Raw genomic sequence first — 20,544 nt, forward strand, 5'->3', positions numbered from 1 at the left:
CTCATAGTGTGAGCCGATTATGCGGCCTATTCGGCTCACTGGCTAGACGACCTGTGGCCAGAGGTTGTCGTTGAGGGCCTGGATGACGCTGTCCAGGTTGCCGTCCAGGTTCTTGTCGAGCAGCTTGAGCCCGCCGGTTTCGCGGAAGGCGGCGTTGAGCTGGGAGCTGTCGAGCACTACTTCGTGCACCAGTTGCTTGGCCAGCCGGTCGAGCAGTCTGCGTTGTGACTGGGTCCAGACCCGCTGGGCGTAGATCTGCTGCATGGCCTGGGCAACGCGCTGGTCGAAGGGCAACAGCGCTTCACCCAGCGCGGCCTGACGGATGTAGCCGACGATGCTGGCGGCGATTTCCTGGTTGGTCGCATTGCGCCAGGCGCTGACCAGGTTGGCCTCGCTGTAGCCGGCATTGTCCAGCAGCAGACGGACCTCGCGCAGGTGCTCGCGGGTGAGGTCCTTGGGCCGGTTCACTACGACGCCCAGGGCCACGGACTGGTTGAGCTGGTTGCGGACGAAGTCGTTGAAGCTTTCCAGGTAGTCCTGCGGCTTCTGGTTGGCGCCGTAACTCTGTTCGCGAACCATCAGCTCGTCGGTGTGGGTGGAAATCACCGGGTAGTTTTCCGAGGCGAGCAGCGCGCGCACGCCTTCGAGTTGCTCCAGCAGCCGGCTGTGGGTGGCGACGAACTGCGCCGCCTGCTGCGGGCCGATTTCGTGCAAGTGCTTGTGCAATTCGGCAGGCGCTACGCCCCAGACTGTGTGCAGTTCGTCCAGCCGTGCCTTCAGGGTCGGCTTGGTCTCGGCCTTGTGCTGAGCCTTGCGCAGGATACGCATGACGCGTTGGCTGAGTTCGTCGAGCACGTCATTGGCGTGGCTGGTGCCCTCGCGGTTGCCAGGTGCATCGAAGCTGGTGCTGATGCCCAGTTCGGCGACCAATTGGGCGAGCGGGATGTCCGGGTTCTTCACCAGGGGCTTCATGGTGTCCACCGCCTGGAGTGCGGCGTAAAGGTCCACCGGGTCATAGATGCGGAAGACCGTCTTGCCGATGTCGTCGCAGCGGCGGGTGGCGCGGCCTTTCATCTGTTCGTAGAGGATGCGCGAGCGCACGCGGCGCATGAACACCAGGTTGCAGATGCGCGGGACGTCGATGCCGGTGGTGAGCAGGTCGACGGTGATGGCAATGTTGGGGAAACGCTCGTTCTTGTACAGGCGGATGAGCTTGTCCACCTGGTCGCTCTTGCCGGTGATGATGCTGACCGCAGCCTGGTTGTAGGCATCTTCGTGCTGCTCGGTGAAGGCGGCGTCGAGCAGGCGTTTGACGCGCTCGGCGTGGGCCTGGTTGACGCAGAAGATCATGGTCTTCTCTTCGCCGAACGGGTCGAGCTCCTTGGCCAGTTCAGTACAGATGACGCGGTCGAAGTCTTCGCTGATGACCCGGCGGTTGAAGGATTCGATGCCGAAGTCCAGTTCGTCTTCCAGCTCGGCGCTTTCGATCTCGCCGGTCACGGTGTCCAGTACGTCCACCGTTTCGCCTTTGCCGTAGTGGATGCCGTTCTCCGCCAAACGGGTGACGTAGCGAATGGGCGGTTCGTGATCGATCAGCCAGTCGTCGGCTACCGCCTCGCGGTAGCTGTAGGTGTACACCGGTTTGCCGAAGATTTCGGTGGTGTGCTTGGCCGGCGTCGCGGTCAGGCCGATCTTGCTGGCGTCGAAGTAGTCGAGAACGCGGCGGTACTGGGAGAGGTACTGCGCGACATCGCGTACGACCAGCTCGCCTTCGCTCATCTCCTGGTCGAGGGTGTAACCGCGGTGGGCTTCGTCGACGATGATGCAGTCGAACTGGTCGATGGACGGCGGCGTGTCGGACTGGAAGATGCGCTTGACCATCGCCTGCACGGTTGCCACTTGCAGGCGGGTAGCGGCTTCGGCGGCCATATCGCCGAGTTCCTTGATGTCGTAGATCTGCGCCAGCGTCTGGTTCTGTTCCAGCGGCATGTCGTGGAAGGCTTCCACTGCCTGGTCCCCGAGGGCGCTGCGGTCGACCAGGAAGAGGATGCGCTTGAAGCGCTCGGCCTTCAGGAAGCGGTAGAGCAGGCCGATGATGGTGCGCGTCTTGCCGGTACCGGTCGCCATGGCGAGCAGGCATTCGCGCTGGTTGTTGGCGATGGCCAGTTCGACCGCGCGGATGGCCTTTTCCTGATAATCACGCAGCTTCAGGTAGGCAAAACCCTCCTGCTTCAGTTTGGCCTCCGCTTCTTCGCGGCTGAGCTTGAGCAGGTTCAGCAGGCCATCCGGGGTATAGAAGTCCTGAAGCGGGCGGCGCAGGTTGGCGGGGCTGCGCAGATCGCGGAACCAGGTGCCCGATTGCTCGGCCAATTGCTTGATGTAGGGACGACCATTGCAGGAAAAAGCGAATGGAATGCGATAAAGGCCGCCCTTGCCATTGCCCCAGGGCTGGCTGCTTCCCGCCAGCAGCCAGGCGGGTTGGTGCTCGGACTGCAGCGGGAAGGCCTCGGCGTAACGTTCTGCCTGGGTGACCCGGTCGGCGACATTGATGCGCTTGCGTTTGGCTTCGACGATGGCGATGGGCACCAGACCCGCGAACAGTACGTAGTCCGCTCGGGCCAGCGTGCTGCTGGTAGGCCATTCGGCAATTGCCAGGTTGCGGCCCTTCTCCGGGCGGATGCCCTTGGCGTAGGTGAGGTCCAGGGAATCCGCTTCCCATCCGGCGTCGATCAATTGCTGGTCGATGATGATCCGGGTGAGGTCTTCATCCAGGTCGAAGGGGCTTGCGGCCTGCTGGGTCTTGAGCTGCACCTGCTGGCTGGATTGCGGCTTGGCGGCAAGCTCCTGCTGCAGTGCCTTGATGCTGCGCTCATGCTCGGCGCGCAGTTGTTCCAGCGCCGTCTCGTGTGCGGCGGCCTGTTTCTGATAGAGGCGTGACTCGGCGTCCATCTGCTCGGCGAGTACCGCGTACTCCGTGGATTCGCGCTGGAGCAGTTCGGTCAGTTGCTGGTTGCTTTCCAGCTTCTCGCTGGAGGCGTGCAACTGGCTCCTGAGCTGATCGATCTCCTGCTGCAACTCGCGTAACGGCTCGCTTGGGTCGCTTGGCTTGGTGAAGGCGCCGGGCGTGAAGGCACTGCCGTTCTTGCCGAACGCCTGGTGATACCAGACGCACAGTCCGCGTGCGACTTTCAGGCCGTCCAGCGCTTCACGGTGCTGGGTGCGGAATTGGTGAGTCGCCTTGTTGCCTTCGATGCGCAGGGTATGGAACAGACTGACGATGCTGCGATCAAGCTGGATCTCGCGACTCAGCTTGAAGAGCAGATCGGCCTGGTTCGTTCTCTCGTCAAACTCGATGCCGGCGCGCCCGGCCAGGTCCTGCGCCAGCGCCTCGCCCAGCTGGCGCAGCTTGATCAGCGTCGTATTCGGATCGCTGGCGAAGACCTGTTCGGCAGTCGTCGCGAGTTGCAGGAAAACCGGGTCGTGTTCCTTGAGGAAAGCGAAGTTGCAGCTTTCAGCCATGGTTCCTTCCTTGCAGTTGAGCCGCGCGGGCAGCGCGATCAAAGGTCGGACCTATGCTAACAGCTTGGAGTGGAGAGGGTTGTCAGACGTTGGTGGCTGAATGGTGGCTCGTGCCTGGGAGAAGAACAGTGTCGATTGATTGTCGATTTCCAATAGAAAGGCGCCCGCGCAGAGTGCTGGAAGGAGAGCGGGTGCTGTTGCCCGAATGGATGATCAGAAAAGCAGATGAGCGTTATCTGGGGATTCGGTTGGTCCTGGAGCGGCGGCTCTTCGGCATGGGTTACCAGCAACTGGACTCTCGTTACTTCAATAGCATGCCAAGAGATAGCGGAGTGATGATCAGAGGACTTGTCCCGATCGACGCTATTTGCCCAGGTCAGACTTTTCCCGGCGATATCGATTTGTTGGTCATTCCGTTCGAGAAGGATGAACTTGTTGCATCCAGAGCTTTGGCCATCGAGTCGAAGGCAGTCAGGGCATCATATGCACGCCAGCATCGCTCGCCGAACTCCTTCGGTTTCTCGCAGGCGTCGGCCCTGCTGGCTTTGGGGTTCCCGCTGGTTGGTGTAGCTCACCTGATTGTGTCCGATAGAAGTCCTGAGTCTGCATGGAGAAAAATGGCAATGACCACTTTGCTGGATGCGGAGACAGGGCTTGTCGATGAGTTTCGTGAGGTCTATGTCGATATGCTTCCATCAGATCTCATCGAGCGTTGTGTAGGGCGCCTGCGCGGAAATTGTCCTGATCAGCGTATAGGCTTGCTTTCCTCATTCATTGGCGGTGAGGGGCATTGGATCCCCTCAGGGCGGTCTGCCGAATACAACGAAGAAGCTTCCCTCGGGGTAATCAATTCGATCGCGCGATATTACGAGCAGAACGCCGAAAGCTTTTTCGAGACGCTGCGCTATCCGCCGGAGAAATGAAAAAGCCGCGCATCTGCGCGGCTTTTGCTGAAAGGGTGGTGGGCCCACACGGACTTGAACCGTGGACCAAAGGATTATGAGTCCTCTGCTCTAACCAACTGAGCTATAGGCCCCCAGAAGGCGGGCGGATTATACCGGCGCGTTATGCGTCGCGCCAATCGGATGCAGCGGAACCAGGAAGCGGTTGGCAAAGGCGTCGGCCGGCAACGGGGCGCTCAGGGCGTAGCCCTGGATCTGGTCGCAACCTTCGGCTTCGAGGAAGCGTTCCTGGGCTTCGTGTTCCACGCCTTCGGCGATCACGGTGAGGTTCATGCTGCGGCCCAGGGCGATGATGGCACGGGCAATGGCGGCGTCGTGGGGGTCGTCCGGCAGGCCGTGGACGAAGGACTGGTCGATCTTCAGCGTATCCAGCGGCAGTTGCTTCAGGTAGCTGAGGGAGGAGTAGCCGGTACCGAAGTCGTCGATGGCCAGTTGTACGCCCAGGTGCTTGAGGCTGTGCAGGATCGACAGAGCTTCCTCGGTCTGGTGCATCAGGAAGCTTTCGGTGATCTCCAGCTGCAGGCGCGAGGGCTGCAGGTTGTAGTGCGCCAGTAGTTCACGGATGCGTTCGACCAGGTTGGTCTGGCGCAGCTGGGCGCCAGCGAGGTTGACCGAGAGCGGGCCGAACGCGGCATGGCTGTCCTGCCAGCGGCTCATCTGCCGACAGGCTTGGCGCAGGACCCAGTCACCCAATGGCAGGATCAGGCCATTTTCCTCAGCCAGGGGGATGAAGCGATCGGGCGAAATGGTGCCGAATTGAGGATGCTTCCAGCGGATCAGGGCTTCGGCACCGACCAACTGGCCGGTGCTGAGGGAGAGCTTGGGCTGGTAGTAAAGCTGCAGCTGGTCGCTTTCCAGCGCGCGGCGCAATTCATGTTCCAAGGCCATGCGCTCGGTGGCCTGGAAGGTCAGTTCGCGGGTGTAGAACTCTACGCGGTTGCGGCCCTGGGCCTTGGCCCGGTACATGGCGGCGTCGGCATTCTTCACCAGGGTGGCGACATCCGAGCCATCGCTGGGGTAGAGGCAGATGCCGATGCTGGCGCTGACGAAGAACTCCTGTTCGCCGGCGATGAACGGCATTTCGAAGCAGAGCAGCAGCTTGTTGGCGACGTGTTCGGCGTCCAGTGCGTGGTGCAGGCCGGGCAGCAGGATGATGAATTCATCGCCGCCCTGGCGCGCCACCGTGTCGACGTCGCGCAGCTGCTCGCGCAGGCGGGTGGCAATGGACTTGAGCAGCAGGTCGCCGACCGGGTGGCCGAGGCTGTCGTTGATGTGCTTGAAACGGTCGAGGTCGAGAAACAGCACGGCGCCCTGATGATCGTCTTCCTGGGCTTCCTTGAGAGAGGCGTTCAGGCGGCTTTCGAACAGCAGGCGGTTGGGCAGGCCGGTGAGCGGATCGTGGTGGGCCTGGTAGTCCAGCCGTGCCTGGGCGTACTTGAGGGTGGAGATGTCGGCGAACACGCCGACATAGTGCGACAACTCGCCGTCGGCATTGCGCACGGCGCTGACCGTAAGCCACTCCGGGTAGAGCTCCTGGTTCTTCCGGCGGTTCCAGATTTCGCCCTGCCAGTGGCCCTCGGCGTTGAGCTGGTGCCAGAGGGCGACGTAGAAGCTGCTGTCGTGCTGGCCGGAAGCGAGCAGGCGCGGTGAGTTGCCGAGGGCTTCCTGTTCGCTGTAGCCGGTGATCTCGGTGAAGGCGCGGTTGACGGCGACTATCTGCTGGCGCGCGTCGGTGATCATCACGCCTTCGGCGGTGCTTTCGAACACCGTGGCGGCCAGCTGCAGCTTTTCCTGCATCTGCTGGCGCTCGGTGATGTCGCGCGCGATGGTCAGCATGCAGTCGTCGCTGCCGATGGTGATGCGGTGGGCGGACAGTTCGCACAGGCGCAGGCTGCCGTCGCGAGTGCGAATTTGCGCGGTGAAGTCCGGGGCGCTGGCGGCGCTGTCGAGGATGCCCAGCAGTTTGCTGCGGTCGGCCGGGTTGGCCCACAGGCGCAGGTCGAGGGTGGAGCGCTCGGCGGCTTCCTCGCGGCTGTAGCCGGTGATGCGGGTAAAGCCCTGGTTCACTTCCACCAGCCGGCCGTCGCTGATACGCGAGATGAGCATGCCGTCGGGCGAGGCGTGGAAGGCTTTGGCGAATTTCTCCTCGGAGACGCGCAGTTGCTCCTGGGTTTCCTTGACCTGGGAGATGTTGCGCACCACGACGACCAGCGCCGGCGTGTCGTCGAGGATGATGTGCTGCGCTGACAGCAGGGCGGTGAAGTGGCTGCCGTCGCGGCGATTGAGCGGGATCTCGACGTTGTTCAGCGGTTCGCCCTGCAGGCGCTGCAGCATGGCCGGGCCCATGCCGGGCGCGCCCCAGATTCCCAGGTCGGTCGAGGTCTTGCCCAGGGCTTCGCTGGCGGGGATGCCGATCTGTTGTTCGAAGGTGCTGTTCACCGCCAGCAATACGCCGTCTATTCGGCGGGCGAGGACGATGATGTCGGGGCAGTGATGGAAGACCGAGGCGAACTTCTGCTCGGACAGACGCAGGGCCTGTTCGGTGTGCTTGGCTTCGGTGATGTCGATCATCAGCCCGCGCAGGATCAGGTCGTCGCCATGCTGGATCAGCGTGACGATGTCGCGGATCCAGACGATTCGCCCATCGGCGGCGAGCATGCGGTAATCGAAGCTGTGATTGCGCCCGGCATGGCTCTCGCTCATGCAGAAGTGGATCGCGTGCTCGGCGTCTTCCGGATGCAGGGTGCGCTGCCAGAAGCCGGGTTCCAGCCAGTCGCTCAGCGGGTAACCGAGCAGCCGCTGGGCGTGGGGCGAGACGTAGGTGAAGCGGTTCTCCGCCAGGCGCATTTCCCAGGCGATGGCGGTGAGGCTTTCCACCAGGCCGCGGTAGTGCTGTTCGCTGTCGCGCAGGGCCTGCTCGAGTTTCTCCCGGCGCTGCATCTCGCCGCGCAGGCGCCGGTTCATGGTGAACAGGACCAGCAGGGTGAGGGTGGTCAGGAACGCGATGGGCACGACCACGCGGAATACATCGGGCCACACGCTGCGGTGGTCCACCAGGCCGCCGACCCAGGGGGCCTGCAGTGCGTCGATCTGCTCCACGGTCAGGTCCGCCAGCACCTTGTCGAGAATGCCGGCGAAAATCGCCTGGTCCTTCGGCACGCCCATGGCCAGTTGGTAACGGTAGGGAGTCTCGCCGCTGATCTGCAGGCCCTCGAGCTTGAGCTGGCGAAGGTTCCAGACACTGGAGGCGAGGTCGCCGACGAACGCGTCCACCTGGCCGACCGCCAGCGCCTGCAGTCCGGCCGCGACACTGGGCAGCGGTTGCAGGTTGAGGTCGGGGTGCCTGGCGACCAGCAGTTCATGCGGAGCGTAGTGGGCGACCACGCCGACCTTGAGGCCGTAGAGCTCCTTAACGCTGGCTGGCGCGGGGCCGTTCTTGCGGGCCAGGATGATGATCGGGAAGTCGAGGTAGGGGCGGGTGAAGGTCAGGTACTCGAGGCGTTCCGGCGTGGCCATGATGCCGGGGAGCAGGTCGAGATGGCTGTCCCGCGCCTGTTGCAGGACTTCGCTCCAGCTTGCCGGTTCGACCGGTTGTAGCTCGACCTTGAGCTTGTCGCTGATGACTTTGACGTAGCTGGCAGCCAGGCCCTGGTAGACGCCGTCGCTGTCACGGAACTCGAAGGGGGGCCAGGAGGCGTCCACACCCAGGCGTAGGGTGGGGTGTGCCTGCAGCCATTGCTGTTCGTCGGGCGTGAGGCTCAGGGCGAATGCCTGTCCCGCCCAGAATGCGAGGCACCACAGTAGAACTGCCTGCAGACGCGGCATGAAGGGCCTCATTCCAGGGGGGACTACGCCGAAGTGTAGACGTGGCACTTTGCCCAGTGGAAGACCCAAAGAAAAACCCCCGGTTTTCGGCCGGGGGTTTGTTCATCACTCGTCGAGGAAAGAGCGCAGATGCTCGCTTCGCGACGGGTGGCGCAGCTTGCGCAACGCCTTGGCTTCGATCTGGCGGATACGCTCACGGGTCACATCGAACTGCTTGCCGACTTCCTCGAGGGTGTGGTCGGTATTCATGTCGATGCCGAAGCGCATGCGCAGGACCTTGGCTTCGCGAGCGGTGAGGCCGGCGAGGACTTCGCGGGTGGCTTCCTTGAGGCTCTCGCTGGTCGCCACTTCGATCGGCGACTGCATGGTGGAGTCCTCGATGAAGTCGCCCAGGTGCGAATCTTCGTCGTCACCGATCGGCGTTTCCATGGAGATCGGTTCCTTGGCGATCTTCAGGACCTTGCGGATCTTGTCTTCCGGCATGTCCATGCGTTCGCCCAGCTCTTCCGGGGTCGGTTCGCGACCCATCTCCTGCAGCATCTGGCGGGAAATACGGTTGAGCTTGTTGATCGTCTCGATCATGTGCACCGGAATACGGATGGTGCGGGCCTGGTCGGCGATCGAGCGGGTGATCGCCTGGCGGATCCACCAGGTGGCATAGGTCGAGAACTTGTAGCCGCGACGGTATTCGAACTTGTCCACCGCCTTCATCAGGCCGATGTTGCCTTCCTGGATCAGGTCGAGGAACTGCAGGCCGCGGTTGGTGTACTTCTTGGCGATGGAGATCACCAGACGCAGGTTCGCCTCGACCATCTCCTTCTTCGCACGACGGGCTTTCGCCTCGCCGATGGACATGGAGCGGTTGACGTCCTTGATCTCGGCAACGGTCAGCTGCGAGCTGGTTTCCAGGTCGACCAGCTTCTGCTGGTTGCGCAGGATGTCGTCACGCAGACGCTCGATGGCCTCGGCGTACTTGGGCTTGCCCTTGAGTATGGAGTCGACCCAGGCGGTGTCGGTTTCGTGGCCGGGGAACTGGCGCAGGAAGTCGGCACGCGGCATACGGGCATCACGCACGCACAGCTGCATGATGGCGCGTTCCTGGCGGCGCACGCTGTCCAGCGCATCGCGGACCTTGGCGACCAGCACGTCGAACTGCTTGGGCACCAGCTTGATCGGCATGAACAGCTCGGCCAGGGCGACCAGTTCTTCGGTGGCCTGCTTGCTGCCACGACCGTGCTTCTTCAGGGCCTTCTTGGCCTTTTCCAGTTGCTCGGAAACGGCGCCGAAACGACGAGCGGCTTCTTCCGGATCCGGACCGCCATCGCCTTCTTCTTCCTCGCTGTCGCCGTCGGACTCTTCGTCCTCTTCGTCCTTGTCCTTATCCTTGGCTTCGGCGTCGTCCTTCAGGCCGACCGGCTCGACTTCCTCGGCCGGCAGGGTGCCGTCATCCGGGTCGATGTAGCCGCTGAGAACGTCCGACAGGCGGCCGCCTTCGGCAACGATGCGGTTGTACTCTTCGAGAATGCCGTCCACCGCGCCCGGGAACTGGGCGATGGCGCTCATGACCTCGCGGATGCCTTCCTCGATGCGTTTGGCGATTTCGATCTCGCCTTCGCGGGTCAGCAGTTCCACGGTACCCATTTCACGCATGTACATGCGCACCGGGTCGGTCGTGCGGCCAACGTCGCTCTCTACCGCGGCAAGGGCGGCAGCAGCTTCTTCGGCGGCAGCTTCATCGGTATCGGTTTCCGCCAGCAACAGGGCATCCGCATCCGGGGCTGTCTCGAATACGTTGATCCCCATGTCGTTGATCATGCGGATGATGTCTTCTACCTGTTCCGGATCAGAGATATCCTCCGGCAGGTGGTCGTTGACCTCCGCGTAAGTCAGGTAACCCTGCTCACGACCACGGGTGATCAACTCTTTGAGACGAGATTGCTGTTGCGCTTTTCCGGACATAACACCCTATCCACTGAAGGTCTTGGCGGGCTGAAATAAGCCGAGGATTATACCAGATTCGAGGCTTCAGGCGCCAGTTCAGCTCTGGCTGCCTGTTGAAGAGGGGGTGCTGTAGTGCTCCCGCAGTAACGCTTTCTCTTCGTCGGTCAGTTCACTGGGGTTCTTTCGCAGCACGCTGTGCAAGCGGGCTTCACGGCTGCTGAGCAGCTGGTTGTGTGCAAGTGTAGTAATGGTGTCGACGAACTGCTTTTCAAGATTGCCGTCGTCGATCAGCCATTCTTTCCCCGCCAGCACCTGTAGCAGGCGCCCTTGGGGCGTTCCGTGCCAGCGCGCGATGAGGTGCATCGAGCTCTGTTTCGGATTCTTCTGCAACGCTTCGACCAGTGCGGCGAGCAGTTGCGAATAGGTCTGTCCCTCGTTGGAGAAGTGGCTCGCATCCTCGACGCTCTGCGCCAGTTGGGGATGGTGCAGCAGGGTGCGCAGCGCGGTCAGGGTCGGCGATTCGACGCTGATCTCGGTGCGCGGCTGGCGTGGCGTGAAGTCGCCTTTCCGGCCTTTGCCATCCCATTTGCGATCGCCCTTCCAGGGCTTCTTGGCCTTGGCTCCGCCGTTGCCGGGGGAAAATTCCATCGGCGCTTCGAAGTAACTCGAAGCGTCCTGGTAATGACCGTCGCCGTGGCCGGCGAACTGGCCCATGTCGTAGTCGGCGTACTCGTGGGCGTGTTGCTCCGAGCCAGGTGCCTGCGCTGTTGCAGGGGGGGGATTCGGTTTTGCCTGGCCGGTGAGGCCCGGGCGCGGCGCGCTGATCTGGCTGAGCGCTTCGGCGGACAGGCCGGTGATCTCGCCCAGGCGCTGGCGCATCAGCAAGCGCAGCGTGTTGCCGGGGATCTTCTCCAACAGCGGTCCGGCCAGGGTCGCCAGGTGCGCCTTGCCTTCCAGCGTGCTGGGGTCGGCTTCCTCGGTCAGTTGCTGGAAGAAGTAGTCCGCCAGCGGCTGGGCCTGGTGGGCGAGGCGGGCGCGGAAGGCATCCGGGCCTTCGGCGCGCACCAGGCTGTCCGGGTCTTCACCTTCGGGCAGGAACAGAAAGCGCACCTTGCGCCCATCCTGCAGGTTGCTCAGCGCCGACTCCAGTGCGCGCCAGGCGGCATTACGGCCGGCCTGGTCGCCGTCGAAGCAGAAGAGGATGTTCGGCACGATGCGGAACAGCCGCTTGATGTGTTCTTCGCTGGTGGCCGTGCCCAGGGTGGCGACCGCGTTGCGGATGCCCTGCTGCGCCAGTGCGATGACGTCCATGTAGCCTTCGACCACCATGATCTCGTCGAGATCCCGGTTGTTCTTCCGCGCCTCGAACAGGCCGTAGAGCTCCTGTCCTTTATGGAAGACCGGGGTTTCCGGCGAGTTCAGGTATTTCGGCTTGTCGTCGCCCAATACGCGGCCGCCGAAGGCGATCACCCGGCCGCGGCTGTCGCGGATGGGGAAGATCACCCGGTCGCGGAAGCGGTCGTAGCGCTTGCCGCTGTCGGGGTTTTCCACCAGCAGGCCGGCGTCGAGCATGGCCTTGAGCTGCAGGTTGTCGCCGCCCAGGTTCTTCAGCAGGTTGTCCCAGCCCGGCGGGGCGAAGCCCAGGCCGAAGTCGCGGGCGATTTCGCCGGTCAGGCCGCGGCCCTTGAGGTATTCCACGGCGGCCTTGCGGGCCGGGTGGCTCTTGAGTGCCTGGCGGTAGAACTCGGCGGCGCCGGCCAGCAGCGGGTACAGCGGCGAGTCGACCGGTTGGCGGGGCTTGTTGCCGCGCCGACCTTCCTCGCGGGGGATGTCCATCCCGGCGCGCTTGGCCAGGTCCTCGACCGCCTGGACGAAGTCCAGCTGGTCGTGGTCCATGATGAAGCCGAGCGCGTTGCCGCCGGCGCCGCAGCCGAAGCAGTAGTAGAACTGCTTGTCCGGGCTGACGGTGAAGGAGGGTGTCTTCTCCTTGTGGAACGGGCAGCAGGCGCTGTAGTTCTTGCCGGTCTTCTTCAGCTGGATGCGCGAACTCACCACATCGAGAATATCGGTGCGGTTGAGCAGGTCATCGATGAAGGATTGTGGAATCAGGCCGGCCATAGACTCATCGGGACGCAGGGTGGACCCAAGCATAGCGCGGGGCGATGACGCCGCGAGCGGGGCTTGAGACTAAGCATGGGGCTTGAAAAGCAAAAACTCCGAAGTCCGCGAATGCGAATCGGAGTCGGGTGCCTTGTTTCAGGCACTCGCCCGGCGAGTGGGCCGGGCGATGCGGAAAGCGTGCGACGAAGCGCTGTAACTCAGTACAGGCGCTCGCGGCGGCGCTGTTCGCGCTGCACTTTCTTGGCGTGACGCTTAACAGCGGCAGCGGCCTTGCGCTTACGCTCGGCGGTCGGCTTTTCGTAGAACTCGCGGCTACGGACTTCAGCCAGTACGCCTGCTTTTTCGCAGGAGCGCTTGAAACGACGCAGAGCTACGTCGAAGGGTTCGTTCTCTTTAACTTTGACGGCGGGCATCCAGGTCGTACCTTCAATGATTACCGGAGGATTTATCGCGCTCCTGACGGTTGTTCGGAGTCGGCGGTTTTCAAGGGTTGCGGATATTAAACGTTCGGAAGGAGGAATGCAAAGCCTCCGATCGAAAAGCACTGGTCCGAAGCCCAGCCGGCGATTATGATGCGCGGCTTCAATTTTGCCCAGAGTAAAGGCTCAAGCCCATGCTAGTGCTGGGGTTGGAAACCTCCTGCGACGAGACCGGCGTCGCCCTGTACGACAGTGAAAAAGGCCTGCTGGCCGACGCGCTGTTCAGCCAGATCGATCTGCACCGCGTATACGGCGGCGTGGTTCCCGAGCTGGCCTCCCGTGATCACGTCAAGCGCATGCTGCCGCTGATTCGCCAGGTGCTGGACGAGTCCGGCCGCACCGCCGAAGACATCGACGCCATCGCCTACACCGCCGGCCCCGGCCTGGTGGGCGCGCTGCTGGTCGGCGCATCCTGCGCCCAGGCCATGGCGTTCGCCTGGGGCATACCGGCCGTCGGCGTGCACCATATGGAGGGCCATCTGCTGGCTCCCATGCTGGAAGAGCAGCCGCCGAAGTTTCCGTTCGTCGCCTTGCTGGTGTCCGGCGGCCATACGCAACTGGTTCGAGTGGATGGCATTGGTCGTTACCAGGTACTGGGCGAGTCGGTGGACGACGCTGCCGGCGAGGCTTTCGACAAGACCGCCAAGCTGCTCGGTCTGGCCTATCCCGGTGGCCCGGAGATCGCTCGCCTGGCTGAGCGCGGCACCGCGGGTCGCTTCGTCTTTCCGCGGCCGATGACCGATCGTCCGGGGCTGGATTTCAGCTTCAGCGGCCTCAAGACTTTCGCGCTGAACACCTGGCAGCGCTGCGTGGCCGAGGGTGACGACAGCGAGCAGACCCGCAGCGATATCGCCCTGGCGTTCCAGACTGCCGTGGTCGAGACCCTGACCATCAAGTGCAAGCGCGCGCTCAAGCAGACTCACCTCAAGAGCCTGGTGATCGCCGGTGGCGTCAGTGCCAACCAGGCCTTGCGTCAGCATCTGGAAAAGATGCTCGGCGAAATGAAGGGCCAGGTGTTCTACGCCCGCCCGCGCTTCTGCACCGATAACGGCGCGATGATCGCCTATGCTGGCTGCCAGCGTTTGGTGGCGGGGCAGCAGGACGGCCCGTCGATCGGCGTCCATGCGCGTTGGCCAATGGAGTCGCTGCCAGCGATCTGAATAATGAAGCTGCAAACGACGCGGCGCATGCTCTGAGCGGCATGGGCCGTTTTTTCGCTTGCAGCGTGGTACGCGGGTCGGGAAGCTCGCGGCTCTAGAAGTGACGCTCGCGTCCGGCGATGAGATCGCGCAGATTGCTGCGGTGACGCCAGACGATCAGACCGGTGAGCACGGTCATCGGCAGCAGCGCCGACGGCTCCTGCCAGGCCAGCAGCGGCAGGGTCAGCGGCGTGGCGACCAGGGATGCGAGCGAGCTGGTGCGCGACAGTTTGAAAGTCACCAGCCAGGCGACTGCCGCGAGCAGCGCGGCTGGAGGGTAAAGCGCCAGCAGCATGCCGGCGGCGGTGGCAACGCCCTTGCCGCCACGGAAGTTGAAGTACAGCGGGTAGAGGTGGCCGATTACCGCTGCCAGCCCGACCCAGGCCTGCTGCATGTCGGACAGGCCGAGCAGGCGGGCGATGAGTACGGGCAGCAGCCCCTTGGCGAGATCGCCGAGCAGGGTGAGGATGGCGATCTTCTTGCCGGCCAGGCGCAGCATGTTGGTGGCGCCGGGATTGCCCGAGCCGCTGGCGCGCGGGTCGGCAGTGCCGAACAGGCGACTGAGGAGTACCGCGAAGGACAGTGATCCGAGCAGGTAGGCGAGGATCGCCAAGAACCAGAACATGGTTTCCACCGGAGACGAGGTCGTTTCCGATTCTAACGGGGCGTCGGCCGCTTGTCGTGTCGCCTTGGAGCATGCAGTCAGTGGACAGAGTTTTCATCGAGGGGCTGGAAGTGGACACCGTGATCGGCGTCTACGACTGGGAACGGGGTATCCGGCAGTGCCTGCGCCTGGACCTGACGCTGGGCTGGGACAACCGCCCGGCGGCGGCCGACGACGATATCGCCAAGGCCCTGGACTACGCCGTGCTCTCCGAGCGGGTCATGGCCTTCGCCCGTGACGCGCATTTTCAACTGGTGGAGACCTTCGCCGAACGCCTCGCCGAGTTGCTGATGGCCGAGTTCGGTATCCAGTGGCTGCGCCTGAAGGTCACCAAGCCCGGTGCCGTTGCGGCCGCCATCGGCGTAGGTGTGGAGATCGAACGCGGATGCCGCTGACGACGGTGTACCTCGGGCTGGGCAGCAACTTCGACCGGGAGCAACACCTGCTCGCGGGGCTGGAGGCGTTGGACGAGTTCCTCGAGGATATCCGCTGTTCGCCGGTGTTCGAGAGCGAGCCGGTGGGTATTCGCAGCGGCCCCTTCTACAACTTCGTGATCGTGGCGCGCACCGACCTGCCGCTGGCGGAGTTGAGCCTGCGGCTCAAGCACATCGAGGCGGACAACGGCCGCTATGCGCCGGAGCGCAAGGGCCTGCCGCTGGATATCGACGTGTTGCTGTACGGCGACCTGCATGGCGAGTTCGATGGCCTGACGCTGCCGCGCGCAGAAGTGCTGAAGAACGCCTTCGTGCTCTGGCCGCTGGCGTTGCTGGCTCCCGAGGTGAAGCATCCGGGGGCTCAACGTTCGTTCGCCGAGCTCTGGTCGGACGCGCAGATCGCCCAAAAGCTCTGGCCGGTGCCCTTCCAGTGGCGGGGCGCTGAGCTGACGCCGGCGGCGCTGATCGGGGCGCACTCGGCGCCCTGATGGCTTTTCTGTAGGAACGCGTTTGCTCGCGAGCGATGTATCCGGCGGCACCAGCGCTGGGGGGCGCGAGCAAGAACTAGCCGTCCCACTCGTTCCTACAAGGCACCCCCCTGGTATCACTCGGTGTAACTTTCCTTGTAGGCCTTCAGGGCATTCAGACGCTCACGCTTGAGCGCTTCGCCCAGCTCCGCCCCCTTGTATCCCTTCTCCAGCAGCGGCTGCACAGCGACCGCGCGTGCGGCTTGCGCTGCGCCGCGCAAGTATTCCGCCTGCGGGTAGTCGCGATCTTCCAGCCCATGGCGACCGCGGGCGTCCATCTCGCTGGCGGCGAGAAACTCCTCGAAGCGTTGCGGGCGGCGATACACATCGAAGGACTGCAGCAATTCCAGAACGGTGGTCGGCCGCAGCTCCAGCGCACGGTGGCAGTGGGTGTGGTACTCGCCGACCAGTCGCGCCAGCTCCTGACAATCCCGGGGCACCTTGAAGCGCGCATTGAGCGCGTCGATCAACGGCAGGCCCAGGTGTTCGTGGGCGTGGTGTTTGGGCCAGTCTTCCTTGCGGGTTTCGCCCTTGCCGACGTCGTGGACCAGGCAGGCCCAGCGCACACTCAGCGGCTGGTCGTATTGGGCGCACTCGCGCAATACGGCCAGCACGTGTTCGCCGGTATCCACTTCCGGGTGGTGCTGCGGCGGTTGCGGCACGCCGAACAGGGCGTCCACTTCCGGCATCAGCACGGCGAGGGCGCCGCAGTCGCGCAGGACCTGGATGAACACGTCCGGGCGCGATTCCATCAGGGCACGGGAGATTTCCTTCCAGCTGCGTTCTGCAGTCAGTGCTTCCAGTTCGCCGGATTCCGACAGTTCACGCATCAGTGCCAGGGTTTCCGGCGCCACGCTGAAACCCAGGGGGGCGTAGCGCGCGGCAAAGCGGGCGACGCGCAGCACGCGCAGCGGGTCTTCGGCGAAGGCCGGGGAAACGTGGCGAAGCAGGCGGGCTTCGAGGTCCTCCTGGCCGTGGTACGGGTCGATGACCTTGCCGTCATTGTCCTCGGCCATAGCGTTGATGGTCAGGTCGCGGCGGATCAGGTCGTCTTCGAGGGTGACGTCGGGGCTGGCGTAGAAGGTGAAGCCACCGTAGCCGCGCCCGCTTTTGCGTTCGGTGCGGGCGAGGGCATATTCCTCGCCGGTTTTCGGGTGGAGGAACACCGGGAAGTCGGCGCCCACCGGCCGATAGCCCTGGGCGAGCATCTCGTCGGCGCTGGCGCCGACCACTACCCAGTCGGTGTCGCTGAAGGGGATGCCGAGCAGGCGATCGCGCACGGCGCCGCCCACCTTGTAGATCTGCATGAAGCTGTCTCCTGTTCTGGGGGATAGCTTCGGGGTTTGCGGCGGGTGGGGCAAGCTCGGTGGCTTCTGGGGATTGAGGCGGTTCGCCAGCAAGCTCGCTCCGACAGGTTGCGCACGCCCCGGCTCTTGTAGGAGCGAGCTTGCTCGCGAAAGGGGGCGACGCGCACCTAGGGCGTGGCGGCGGGAATCTGTTGAACGAGGGCGCCGATGGCGTCCTGCAGGAGTGTTGCGCTGGCGTGGGCGGGACTGAGGCCGGTTCTGACGGTGCCTTCCCACAGGGTCTGCTCCTGCGCATCGGTCAGACGCAGGCGCAGGGTACCGGTCTCGTCGCGCAGGCGATGGATGGCGAGATAGGGGCCCAACGGATTGGGCGGTGGGGTATCGACCTTGAATTCCAGCGGCGCATCCTGCAGCGCCAGCCAGTAGTAGACGCGGATCTGCGGGCCCGCGCTCTCGCGGTAGCCGCGCTCGATCAGGCCCTGGCGCACTTGCGCATTGATCAGGGGGTAGCGACTGCGGTAGGGCAGGGCGTCGACGGCGTTTTCCGGTGGCATCAGCTGGAAGTCGCGCAGCCCGGCCAGGCGCGCATCGGCGGGATGCGCGACCTGGGCGTGGGGGACGGGGTTGCTGCAGGTCGCGACAGCGAGGCAGAGCAGGAGAATGGCGAACAGGCGCATGGCGGTCTCCAGCGGGGTTGCCGCCATGCTTGTCACGCCTGCTGCTCCGGTCAACCGATCAAATGGGTGGGATGATCAGGTCGAGCCGGGGGTAACCCTCCTCGCTGTCGCGTTCACCCTTTGGGGGCATGTGGAAGGTGTTGACGATGTTCTCGCCCTGCAGGGTTTCCAGATGGATATCGAAGCCCCAAAGGCGGTGCAGGTGCTTGAGCACGTCGTCGGTGGATTCGCCCAGCGGTTTGCGGTCGTGCTGCTGGTGGCGCAGGGTCAGCGAGCGGTCACCGCGGCGGTCGACATCCCAGATCTGGATGTTCGGTTCACGATTGCCGAGGTTGTACTGCGCAGCCAGGGTTTCGCGGATCTTGCGATAGCCGTCGTCGTCGTGGATGGCGTCGACCAGCATGTCGTCCTTCTGGTCGTCGTCGAGGATGCTGAACAGCTTGAACTCGCGGATGACCTTGGGTGAGAGGAACTGCAGGACGAAGCTCTCGTCCTTGAAGCTCTTCATGGCGAACTTGATGGTGGCCAGCCAGTCGCTGCCGGCGATGTCCGGGAACCAGCGCTTGTCTTCCTCGGTGGGGTGTTCGCAGATGCGACGGATGTCGCGGTACATGGCGAAGCCCAGCGCGTAGGGGTTGATGCCGCTGTAGTAGGGGCTGTCGAAGCCCGGCTGGTAGACCACGCTGGTGTGGTACTGGAGGAACTCCATCATGAAGCCGTCGCTGACCAGCCCTTCGTCGTAGAGGTCGTTGATCAGGGTGTAGTGCCAGAAGGTCGCCCAGCCTTCGTTCATCACCTGGGTCTGGCGCTGCGGGTAGAAGTACTGCGCCACCTTGCGCACGATGCGCACGATTTCGCGCTGCCAGGGCTCCAGCAGCGGGGCGTTCTTCTCGATGAAGTAGAGGATGTTTTCCTGCGGCTCGCTGGGGTAGCGGGCCAGCCCCTGTTCCTTGTCCTTGCCGGTGGCCTTGGGGATGGTCCGCCAGAGGTCGTTGACCTGGCGCTGGATCTGCTCCTCGCGCTCCTTCTGGCGCTGCTTCTCTTCCTCGGCGGAGATCGGGTAGGGTCGCTTGTAGCGGTCTACGCCGTAGTTCATCAGGGCGTGGCAGGAGTCCAGCAGGTCTTCCACGGCGTCGATGCCGTAACGCTCCTCGCACTTGTTGATGTAGGACTTGGCGAACACCAGGTAGTCGATGATCGAAGTGGCGTCGGTCCAGGTGCGGAACAGGTAGTTGCCCTTGAAGAAGCTGTTGTGCCCGTAGCAGGCGTGGGCGATCACCAGCGCCTGCATGCACTGGGTATTTTCCTCCATCAGGTAGGCGATGCACGGGTCGGAGTTGATCACGATCTCGTAGGCCAGGCCCATCTGACCGCGCTTGTAGTTCTTTTCCGTGCTGAGGAAGTGCTTGCCGTAGGACCAATGGTTGTAACCGATGGGCATGCCGACGGAGGCGTAGGCATCCATCATCTGCTCGGCGGTGATGACCTCGATCTGGTTGGGGTAGGTGTCCAGCGCATAACGCTCGGCGAGACGACTGATCTCGCGGTCGTACTGCTGGATCAGCTCGAAGGTCCACTCCGAGCCGGTGGCGATCGGCTGGCGCTTGCTCATGCGACGAGCCTCCTCTGGAACAACTCGCGGAACACCGGGTAGATGTCCGAGGCGGAGACGATCTGCTGCTGGGCGAAGCTGTCTTCGAAGGTGTCGCGGATCTTCTCGTACTCGAACCACAGCGCCTGGTGCTCGCGCGGGGTGATCTCGACGTAGGTGTAGTACTGGACGAACGGCATGATCTGCTTCATCAGAATGTCGCGGCAGACCGGCGAGTCGTCGTTCCAGTTATCGCCGTCCGAGGCCTGGGCGGCGTAGATGTTCCATTCGTTGGTGGGATAGCGCTCAGCCATCACTTCCTGCATCAGCTTGAGCGCGCTGGAAACGATGGTGCCGCCAGTCTCGCGGGAATAGAAGAACTCTTCCTCGTCTACTTCGCGGGCGCTGGTGTGGTGGCGGATGAACACCACTTCGATCTTCTCGTAGTTCCGCTTGAGGAACAGGTAGAGAAGGATAAAGAAACGCTTGGCAATGTCCTTGGTGGCCTGGGTCATGGAGCCCGAGACGTCCATCAGACAGAACATCACGGCCTTGGAGGTCGGGTTGGGCTGCTTCACCAGCAGGTTGTACTTGAGGTCGAAGGTATCCAGGAACGGCACCTTGTCGATGCGTGCGCGCATGCCGGCGATCTTCTGCTCCAGTTCCTGGATGTCGCCGAGGTTGTCCGGTTCCTCGCGCTTGAGCCGGTCCAGTTCGGCCAGCGCCGCGCGGAGCTTGCCGCGGGTGGAGCCGGAGAGGGCGATACGCCGGGCGTGCGCCGAGCGCAGGGTACGCACGATGTTGATCCGCGAGGGATTGCCCTCGTTGCTGATGCCGGCGCGCACGGTCTTGAAGGTGTCGCTGCCAGTGAGGTGGCGCTTGACCAGGTTGGGCAGCTCCAGGTCCTCGAACATGAAGTCGAGAAATTCCTCCTGGGTGATCTGGAAGACGAAGTCGTCCATCCCATCGCCCTGGTTGCTTGCCTTGCCGGCACCACGGCCACCGCCGCCCCCCTGGGGACGCGGGATGTGCTCACCGGTGGTGAATTCCTTGTTGCCGGGATGGACGACGGTCTGCTTGCCGCCGCGCCCGTGGTGCAGGACAGGTTCGTCGATATCGCGGCCGGGAATACTGATCTGCTCGCCATGTTCCATATCGGTGATGGAGCGGCGGCTGACGGCTTCTTCTACCGCCTTCTTGATGTGCTCACGGTAACGCCGCAAAAAGCGCTGGCGGTTCACCGTGCTCTTGTTCTTGCCGTTCAGACGCCGGTCGATGACGTAGCTCATGAATGCTCC

Annotated in this window: 14 protein-coding genes and 1 tRNA gene; 4 read left to right on the forward strand and 11 right to left on the reverse strand. The window is 63.4% G+C overall.

The window, feature by feature from the left end:
- Nucleotides 1-42 precede the first annotated feature (42 nt).
- A complete protein-coding gene (gene hsdR / locus A9513_RS23185) occupies nt 43-3,519 on the reverse strand; it encodes a type I restriction-modification system endonuclease (protein ID WP_065085696.1) in 3,477 nt (1,158 codons plus the stop codon).
- A gap of 191 nt (nt 3,520-3,710) precedes the next feature.
- Here hsdR and A9513_RS23190 point away from each other — a divergent pair, with 191 nt between their 5' ends.
- Nucleotides 3,711-4,442, forward strand: coding sequence for a hypothetical protein (locus A9513_RS23190; RefSeq protein ID WP_065085697.1), 732 nt, complete (start codon nt 3,711-3,713; stop codon nt 4,440-4,442).
- Nucleotides 4,443-4,478: 36 nt separating this feature from the next.
- On the opposite strand, the gene A9513_RS23195 is transcribed toward A9513_RS23190, so the two are convergent.
- From A9513_RS23195 to rpsU, 5 genes are all read right to left on the reverse strand, one after another.
- Nucleotides 4,479-4,555, reverse strand: a tRNA-Ile gene (locus A9513_RS23195).
- A gap of 16 nt (nt 4,556-4,571) precedes the next feature.
- Nucleotides 4,572-8,306, reverse strand: coding sequence for a bifunctional diguanylate cyclase/phosphodiesterase (locus tag A9513_RS23200; RefSeq protein WP_065085698.1), 3,735 nt, complete (start codon nt 8,304-8,306; stop codon nt 4,572-4,574).
- Between the two features lie 105 nt (nt 8,307-8,411).
- On the reverse strand, nt 8,412-10,265 hold the full coding sequence (gene rpoD, locus A9513_RS23205; protein ID WP_024763616.1) for an RNA polymerase sigma factor RpoD: 1,854 nt from the start codon (nt 10,263-10,265) through the stop codon (nt 8,412-8,414).
- Nucleotides 10,266-10,343: 78 nt separating this feature from the next.
- On the reverse strand, nt 10,344-12,365 hold the full coding sequence (dnaG, locus tag A9513_RS23210; protein ID WP_024763615.1) for a DNA primase: 2,022 nt from the start codon (nt 12,363-12,365) through the stop codon (nt 10,344-10,346).
- Between the two features lie 200 nt (nt 12,366-12,565).
- A complete protein-coding gene (gene rpsU, locus A9513_RS23215; RefSeq protein ID WP_003085057.1) occupies nt 12,566-12,781 on the reverse strand; it encodes a 30S ribosomal protein S21 in 216 nt (71 codons plus the stop codon).
- Nucleotides 12,782-12,981: 200 nt separating this feature from the next.
- Between rpsU and tsaD the strand changes: the two genes are divergently transcribed.
- On the forward strand, nt 12,982-14,007 hold the full coding sequence (gene tsaD, locus A9513_RS23220; RefSeq protein WP_024763614.1) for a tRNA (adenosine(37)-N6)-threonylcarbamoyltransferase complex transferase subunit TsaD: 1,026 nt from the start codon (nt 12,982-12,984) through the stop codon (nt 14,005-14,007).
- A gap of 94 nt (nt 14,008-14,101) precedes the next feature.
- Here tsaD and plsY read toward each other — a convergent pair whose 3' ends face one another.
- On the reverse strand, nt 14,102-14,671 hold the full coding sequence (plsY, locus tag A9513_RS23225) for a glycerol-3-phosphate 1-O-acyltransferase PlsY (RefSeq protein ID WP_024763613.1): 570 nt from the start codon (nt 14,669-14,671) through the stop codon (nt 14,102-14,104).
- Nucleotides 14,672-14,751: 80 nt separating this feature from the next.
- Between plsY and folB the strand changes: the two genes are divergently transcribed.
- Together folB and folK are read left to right on the forward strand one after the other, a co-directional pair.
- The gene (gene folB, locus A9513_RS23230; protein WP_015475255.1) at nt 14,752-15,105 is read left to right on the forward strand and encodes a dihydroneopterin aldolase; all 354 of its coding nucleotides are present in this window, start codon (nt 14,752-14,754) and stop codon (nt 15,103-15,105) included.
- Nucleotides 15,096-15,632, forward strand: a complete 537-nt coding sequence (gene folK / locus A9513_RS23235) for a 2-amino-4-hydroxy-6-hydroxymethyldihydropteridine diphosphokinase (protein ID WP_065085699.1) — start codon at nt 15,096-15,098, stop codon at nt 15,630-15,632. The genes folB and folK overlap by 10 nt, the downstream gene beginning before the upstream one ends.
- Before the next feature lie 116 nt (nt 15,633-15,748).
- Here folK and A9513_RS23240 read toward each other — a convergent pair whose 3' ends face one another.
- From A9513_RS23240 to A9513_RS23255, 4 genes are all read right to left on the reverse strand, one after another.
- Nucleotides 15,749-16,978 (reverse strand): multifunctional CCA addition/repair protein, encoded by a 1,230-nt coding sequence (locus A9513_RS23240; protein ID WP_065085700.1) that lies wholly within the window; start codon nt 16,976-16,978, stop codon nt 15,749-15,751.
- 167 nt (nt 16,979-17,145) lie between these two features.
- Nucleotides 17,146-17,655: a DUF4136 domain-containing protein gene (locus A9513_RS23245; RefSeq protein ID WP_065085721.1), complete on the reverse strand. Its 510-nt coding sequence runs from the start codon at nt 17,653-17,655 to the stop codon at nt 17,146-17,148.
- A gap of 58 nt (nt 17,656-17,713) precedes the next feature.
- Nucleotides 17,714-19,267 carry a SpoVR family protein gene (locus A9513_RS23250; RefSeq protein WP_024763609.1) on the reverse strand — a complete coding sequence of 518 codons (1,554 nt, stop codon included), beginning with the start codon at nt 19,265-19,267 and terminating at the stop codon, nt 17,714-17,716.
- Entirely contained in the window at nt 19,264-20,535 is a 1,272-nt protein-coding gene (locus tag A9513_RS23255; protein ID WP_024763608.1) for a YeaH/YhbH family protein, read from the reverse strand. Before A9513_RS23255 ends, A9513_RS23250 begins: the two co-directional genes overlap by 4 nt.
- Between the last annotated feature and the right edge of the window lie 9 nt (nt 20,536-20,544).

This window comes from Pseudomonas sp. AU12215 (assembly GCF_001675465.2).
In the GTDB taxonomy this organism is placed as follows: Bacteria; Pseudomonadota; Gammaproteobacteria; order Pseudomonadales; family Pseudomonadaceae; genus Pseudomonas; species Pseudomonas nitroreducens.